This is a genomic window from Nisaea sediminum, assembly GCF_014904705.1.
Lineage (GTDB): Bacteria > Pseudomonadota > Alphaproteobacteria > Thalassobaculales > Thalassobaculaceae > Nisaea > Nisaea sediminum.
Map to the genome: position 1 here is coordinate 1 of NZ_JACZCQ010000020.1, position 2,056 is coordinate 2,056.

Here is a 2,056-nt window from a genome sequence, read left to right on the forward strand (position 1 = left end):
GATAACTAGGAATTATCGTGAATTTTCCCCGATTAATGCCAGACGAAAAACTTTCCATCCAAATGATTATTCTGTCTTCTGGTGTCGTTTTTCTTGTTGCGCTTGTCTTTGAGGCGCTAGTTCCACGGCTTTCGAGCGAAATCTCCGCCACCACACCAAACAATCCTTTAAATAATAGCCCCATATTTAACATAATTATTTATATAATATCATCGTCTATGCATATTTCGTTATCTATTTTCTTCTCGTTTCATCTATATCGCGACTTAAAGAAAATCTCCCCACCGCCGCGATTTAAAATCAAAATAAATATAATAGCGTTTTCGTTCTTTTTTATTTCGGTCGCGATAGTATGTGCAATTTTTATGGAATCAAATATAGTTATCTACTCTCATGACAGAACATTAAGTATTTTTCTGAATACAAAGTGGGATTATTTTCTTAAGTGCATGATTCCATTCACAGATTTTTCAATTTTTTCTCTGTATCCTATTTTTCTGATTTTGTGCGGTGTGTTATTTTCTGTCGTTGCCTGCGTGTGGTCATCCGTGAAATCCATCGATATAGTTGACAATCAGCTAAATCAACAAGATTTCGACAGAAACATTATCTGGTCAGAAATATCATTGTTTTCAATAATTGTTTCAGCTGTGTTTCTGACCAGCTCCGTAGCTACAATATTTTACCTCAATCTTGGATCAAACATTGCTGGAGCGGATGAGCAAGGGGTGTTTTATAGGGCCTCCGCAGATGGATTGTCATTTCTTTGGTCAGTTTGTTTTTCAATAATTATGGTAATAATCGTCCTGTTCCCGACCGGACACATGAACGCGGCCGCGAGAAAAAGAAAAAAAGAAAGCCGCGTATTAGGAAAAGATATGGATCGATTTGATTTTATTCATAGTGCATTGTCTACAGACCGAGTAGTAAAAATGATAGTGGTGTTATTCTCTCCGGTATATGTAGCCGCAATTAGAGTGGCTATTGGTTAACTGCCGATCCAATGAAGCCTAAATGCAGCATGTTTCATGCCTGCGCTGGCAACCCAACCCAGTATGTTCTTCCCCCTCAGATTCCCAATTTGGGCCAGTGACCAAAGACCAAACGGAATAGAGCTTGTCGAAATGTTCCCAACTCTCGCAAATACATTGTGAACTTTATCTGCAAGACCAAGCTTCTTGGCCGCAGCATAGGTAACAGATTCTGAGAATGCGTGCGGCAATATCACATCGGGCAATCCCGATTTATTAATCTGGCTTCTCAGAACCGAAATTCCCCCACGGAAGCCTGCATTTGCAAGCTTCGCTCCATTGGCAATAAAGCATTCCCGATCGAGTGCGTCGCTATCTTGGGTCCAATCTATAAACCTCTCAGGCTTTTTTATCGGAACCACACAAAGCTGATTGTGCTGGTTTTCTGATTTTACAGTGCACGAAGACACTCCACGAAAGGCGTCGATTAAGGTCGCTGTCGCCATCTCCCCAAGCGTCAATGCCGCCGACTTCCATTCGAATTCGCATTCATCGCGGATTGTAAAAGCCTCAGGTAATACCTTTCCTGGATCATCGAGAGGGAACTCCGCCGAGATAATAAGAGCTAAAGGACGCTCCGCCGACGCGAACGCTTGGGCCGCTTCACATGCTGTAAACCACCCCAAGCACGCGTCACTAACATCAAACGCCCTCACCCCGAATAACCCCATTTGTGCGGCGAAGGCACTTGCATGGGCCGGCTCAACTAGTCCTTTGTCGACACTGCAAAAAATAATAGATGAAAGCTTTTCGCGAGCATCTGGAAGCGATGATGCAAGACAGTTTTCTATCGCCGTTTTCAGATATTTTTTTGGTTCTGTATTGGCATTGCGCCAAAGCCGCTCTCGAGCGCCGCTTTTAGCAAAAAAATCATCTATTAGTTCAGGTAATTTTTGAGAATTCCCCGCCCAATGATTTGCAGATAAACAAAATGACAAGTTTTTTACATATGAATTACTCGCGGAATAATCGGGAAGACTTACGCCAACGGAAAGAACAAATGGCATGAATAATTCCTAGTTATC

At 42.2% G+C, this 2,056-nt stretch carries 2 protein-coding genes; one reads left to right on the top strand and one right to left on the bottom strand.

The genetic code is table 11. The annotated features are described in order from the left end of the window. Positions 1 to 17: 17 nt before the first annotated feature. Positions 18 to 992, top strand: coding sequence for a hypothetical protein (locus IG122_RS23860; protein WP_193189066.1), 975 nt, complete (start codon positions 18 to 20; stop codon positions 990 to 992). Here the strand turns inward: IG122_RS23860 and IG122_RS23865 are convergent. Continuing rightward, positions 989 to 2,038 (bottom strand): 3-oxoacyl-[acyl-carrier-protein] synthase III C-terminal domain-containing protein, encoded by a 1,050-nt coding sequence (locus IG122_RS23865; RefSeq protein WP_193189067.1) that lies wholly within the window; start codon positions 2,036 to 2,038, stop codon positions 989 to 991. The genes IG122_RS23860 and IG122_RS23865 overlap by 4 nt on opposite strands. Between the last annotated feature and the right edge of the window lie 18 nt (positions 2,039 to 2,056).